Below are 5,201 nucleotides of genomic sequence, written 5' to 3'. Positions count from 1 at the left end.
GAGTTGATTTTACAGGAAATGAAAATGGATATTTTATTAGGCCTACAGTGGGGCGATGAAGGTAAAGGTAAGGTAGTGGATGTTTTGGCACCCAAATATGATGTAGTGGCCAGATTTCAAGGTGGACCAAATGCCGGGCATACTTTGGAATTTGATGGCATCAAGCACGTACTCCATCAGATACCTTCCGGTATTTTTAGGGAAAACATTCTCAATATCATTGGTAATGGAGTTGTCCTTGATCCTGTGGTTTTAAGAAAAGAAATTGACGGTTTGCATAAATTCAATATTTCTTTTAAGAAAAACCTCTTTGTTTCAAAAAAAGCGACAATCATTATCCCAACACATAAACTGTTGGATGCGGCATATGAAAAGTCTAAAGGTGATAAAAAAATCGGCTCGACTTTGAAAGGTATTGGGCCGACCTATCAGGATAAAATAGGTAGGGTTGCCCTTAGAGTAGGGGATATATTGGCACCCGATTTTGAGGATAGGTACAATGCCCTTGTGGAAAAGCATAAAACCATTCTGTCATTCTATGAATTTGATCTGATTCAATTGCCAGAATTGGAAAAAACATTTTTCGAGGCGGTTGAATTTTTCAGAACATTGAATCTGGTAGACAGTGAATATGAAGTGAATGGCTACTTGGAATCCGGGAAAAGGGTTCTTGCAGAAGGTGCACAGGGCTCATTATTGGACATTGATTTTGGCAGTTATCCATTTGTGACTTCCAGCAATACTATGGCTGCAGGGGCATGCACAGGTCTTGGAGTAGCTCCATCCAAAATTGGGGAGGTTTTTGGAATTTTTAAAGCATATTGTACCAGAGTAGGAAGCGGACCTTTTCCAACAGAACTTTTTGACGAAGATGGAGAAGCCATGAGAAAAGAAGGTAATGAGTTTGGTTCCACTACCGGCAGGCCCAGAAGGTGCGGTTGGATAGATTTACCGGCTTTGAAGTATTCGATCATGATCAATGGGGTGACACAGTTATATATGATGAAGTCAGATGTGCTCAATATTTTTGAAGAAATTAAGATCTGTACACATTATGAATTACCCGATGGTAGCAAAGTGGACAGACTCACTTATGAGTTGAATACCCAAGATGTTAAACCAATCTATAAAACTGTTCCGGGTTGGCACACCTCATTGGCAGAAGCCAGTGAATATGATAAATTCCCAATTGAACTGAGAAATTACGTCAGTTTTTTGGAAGATGCACTCAAAGTACCTATCAAAATGATCTCTGTCGGTCCTGATAGAAAGCAAACTATATTGAGATAATTGAAATCCAGGCCTCCTTTTCGGAGGCTTTTTTGTTTCGAAAACATAAATTTGAATTTTAAATCACCTTCCAAGCTATTCATCATTTTTTTTATTTACTTAAATTCATAATTTCCACTTTTGATTTTAATTATAAAGCGAGGAAAATTAAAACTGTGAATAAAGGAGCGGGTAAAATATTTGAGAGGTTCACTATTTTAGTGATGCTGTTCTTTACATTTTTTATATTTCCTGATTCCAATGCCCAAGTAGGATTCCCTTATTGTGAAGATTTTCAAGATAATTCCACCCAAAGTGCTACTGTGTTCGGTGGAAGTGCCAGATTGCTTCAAGGTGTATTGAGATTGACGGATGCCCAATTAGAGCAGAATGGATATATCTATATCGATATACCTTTCCCATCTGCATTTGGCATCAAGACTTCATTCGAGTTTTTTGTTTATGGGGGAAATGGGGCCGATGGGCTAACAGTATTTTTATTTGATGCAACCACCCCCAATTTCAGTCCAGGTGGTTTTGGGGGCTCACTTGGATATGCCCAAAGAGGACAAACTTCTGGTTTAACGAGGGCATATCTTGGTATAGGACTGGATTCCTTTGGGAATTTTGGTAATTCAGGTGAGGGGAAAATAGGTGGGTTTTTTGGGGGAGGAGATACCCTCTATCCAAATAGCATTGTGGTTAGAGGGGCTGGTTCCGGCTTATCAGGCTATCAGTTTGTTACCGGTAAATGGACAAATAATGAAGGAGCTTTTGGACTTCCTGTTGCAGATAGGTTCCCGCTTGAATCTGGAGGCACTGGTTCAGCTAGGGTGACAGATCCCAATATTCCCGGTTATAGGAAATTATTTATTGATATGGAGCCTCACCCAGGAGGTGTAGGCTATTCCATTTCAGTTGATTTGATGGTGACCACCACTCCCGGAAATCCCCGAATGGTAAAAGTATTCGATAAAACAGATTATATTTTTGAGGCACCTGAGAATTTAAAAATAGGTTTCGCTGCATCCACAGGTGGGCTGACTAATATACATGAAATCAGAAATCTTCAGGTAGAGGTTTCTGATCAGGACAGGCTTGAAAATCCAATAGGTACCGATATAGATGACAAGGCTTCCTGCGAAGGACAGGAAAACACCTATGAAATCACCAGTCAGGAGATAACTCTCCCCAATGAGGGCTCCTCAATAAGATGCCTGCAATTGTATGGCTCATTGGATGAGATAGAAGCCGAGGCAGATGATATTTGTTCCCAAGGCAGGTGTAGACCCGAAAACCGGGAAATGGTTTTGCCACAGGGTACTTTTAGGGCTGCTGATGAAGGTGGCAGCTTTACTTTTTTTCCAAATATTGGATTTGTAGATGAGACTGTCGAAATATACTATACTATCACAGATAATTATGGTAAAACTTCTTCAGGGAATTTTATCCGCCTTTTGATTCAGGAATCCCCAGAACCGGTAAAAATTATTGGACAGGGACTCGATGAAAATGAGGAGGAAATTAGATTATGTGAAGGCGATGGGATTTTGCTCAGTGCAGTTGGTGAAGAAGTCTATGTCAGATTTGAATGGTTTAAGGATGGGGTATTGATCCCGGATTCAAATTCTGCCGGATATTTTGCAATAGAAGCTGGTGAGTATACTGTTACTGCATATAATTCAAAAAGCTGCCCTACAGAATCAGGAACATTCTTACTCATCAATCCTGCTTTTCCAAATTTGAGAATTGAAGACCCTGTGGTAGGATGTACTCCGGGAATGACCTTGGATGTAAGGAATTTTATTTTAGACCACAATGAGAAGGATTTTGATTACAGATTGGAAAATCCCTTAGGTCAGTTTTTGGTCAATGATGAAATGGCTTCTGTTGGTTTATCCGGATTCTATAGTATTAGTGTGAAACATAAAGACCTGGAATGTTGGTCTGAACCTGTTAATTTTGAATTGATTATTGTAATGGAGTCTCTGAATTCAAGGTTTGAATATGAAGTGGATGGAACAGGTATCACAGGTGATGAAGGAGGAGGGATATTTATCGATGACCCTATCCGGTTCAATGATCTATCCACAGGTGGTGCGATTGCTTGGAATTGGGATTTTGGTGATGGCAATTCAAGCAGTGAGCAATCTCCTGTTCATGTTTTTGGAAAAAAAGGAAATTTTCTGATCAAGTTGACAGTCACCAATGAGTTAGGGTGTGAAGATACTTTGGAGATGGAGCTTCCATTAACACAGTCATTTAGAGTGATGTTCCCAACAGGATTTACACCTACCTTATCTGAAAATCAATTCTTCAGACCAAAAACAAAAGGAATCATAAAAATGGAACTGTTGATTTTCAATCTTTGGGGAAATATGCTTTTCAGGACGGTAGATATCAATTCGGATGGATGGGATGGAAGAGTGAATGGGGAATTAATGCCTTCCGGAAATTATGTCTACAGGATCAATATGGAATCTATAGATGGTGATAGTATTGAGGAAAGCGGGAAATTTATTTTGATCAGATGATATGAAAAGATTTATATTATTGATCATGTTGGTGTTTGTTTTTGGACTATCTCAGGCTCAGGATGTTCAGTTTTCACAATTTTATGCTTCTCCTCTATTCCTAAATCCTGCATTTGCCGGAAGTTCTGAAATGACAAGATTGGGTTTAAATTTCAGAAACCAATGGCCATCTTTAGATCAGACTTTTGTTACATTTTCAGCTTATGCTGATCACTTTATAATCGAAAAAAATTCAGGAATTGGCATCATCATAAATGGAAGCAGGGAGAGTTTGGCAAATCTGCAAAACACAGAAGTCGGCCTGGTATACTCTTATAGGGTAAGGTTGGGGGAATCAGGATTTTTACATCTGGGTATTCAGGGTAGTTGGGCGACAAGGTCAGCCAGTTTTGATGAAGTAGTGCTCAGTACCCAATTGGATATCAATCGAGGAGTTGTTATTCCTGGTGGAAATGGTGGAGCAATTCCTGACGATAGACAGCGGAGTTTTGCAGATTTTCATTCAGGTATGCTTTACTATAATGATAAGTTTTGGTTTGGTGTTTCCGGACATCACCTTACACAGCCTAATATTTCCTATTTGGAATTTGACAGGGATGTACTCCCAATCAGGTATTCTACCCATGGAGGTGTAAAATTTGATCTGACACCGGGTGGTATCAATGATTATTTCAACAATACCCAACAGGAGCGGACTTTCTCTTTGGCTTTTAATTACAAAAGGCAAGGGTTATATGATCAGCTGGATTTTGGAATGGAGCTGTATTTCGAACCGGTAATTCTTGGACTTTGGTATAGGGGATTTCCTACCCGAATTGGTTTGCCAAACAATGAAGCATTGATAGGTCTGATAGGTTTTTCTCTTCAAAATGGAGTTGATCTTGGATATAGTTATGATTTTACCCTTTCTAAGTTGGGTTGGAGGAATTCCGGGGGAGCACATGAAGTATCTCTGAGGTATTCCTTTGTTGATCAATTTCTGAAAAGGAATTCCCGTAAACGAATACCGACATTTAGATATTGAAATTTTTTACTTCAGTTTTACATTTTTTCTCCTTGAAAATCAGTGCACTTTATCTTTTTGTTAAATTATTTGCTGATATGCTTTTGCAAATGAGAAAAAGTGTTGCACCTTTGCAATCCCAAACGACGGGCACCTAAGTCAAAATCTCCCCATTTATTCGGATTGATAGATTCAAATACAGAAAATAAAAAGTTTATTTTATAAATCTGTTTTTGAAAGAATAAAATTTTGAATTACCTTTGCAGTCCTGTTCTGAGTAATGGGTTTTAAAGATGCCGGAAAAAGTTCTGGTTGATAAGATTTACCACGGGATAATTGATCCTGACATTTCCTTTTTAAAAGGGAAAAAGTTCATTGAAATGTTGAAGACGAAA

The 5,201-nt window shown here is 38.8% G+C and carries 3 protein-coding genes; all 3 read left to right on the top strand.

All coding sequences use genetic code 11. The features are described from left to right. Positions 1-18 precede the first annotated feature (18 nt). The 3 genes from ACEW8U_RS17395 to ACEW8U_RS17385 all read left to right on the top strand — a co-directional run bounded on the left by ACEW8U_RS17395 (position 19) and on the right by ACEW8U_RS17385 (position 4,827). Positions 19-1,290, top strand: coding sequence for an adenylosuccinate synthase (locus ACEW8U_RS17395; RefSeq protein WP_373523330.1), 1,272 nt, complete (start codon positions 19-21; stop codon positions 1,288-1,290). Positions 1,291-1,445: 155 nt separating this feature from the next. Beyond that, positions 1,446-3,803, top strand: a complete 2,358-nt coding sequence (locus ACEW8U_RS17390; RefSeq protein WP_373523329.1) for a PKD domain-containing protein — start codon at positions 1,446-1,448, stop codon at positions 3,801-3,803. A 1-nt stretch (position 3,804) separates the two neighbouring features. After that, positions 3,805-4,827 carry a type IX secretion system membrane protein PorP/SprF gene (locus ACEW8U_RS17385; protein ID WP_373523328.1) on the top strand — a complete coding sequence of 341 codons (1,023 nt, stop codon included), beginning with the start codon at positions 3,805-3,807 and terminating at the stop codon, positions 4,825-4,827. The last annotated feature ends 374 nt before the right edge of the window (positions 4,828-5,201 follow it).

It is taken from the genome of Aquiflexum sp., from assembly GCF_041751335.1.
GTDB lineage: Bacteria > Bacteroidota > Bacteroidia > Cytophagales > Cyclobacteriaceae > Aquiflexum.
The sequence above is the reverse complement of the archived record's forward strand: the minus strand, read 5'-3'. Positions and strand labels throughout refer to the sequence as shown.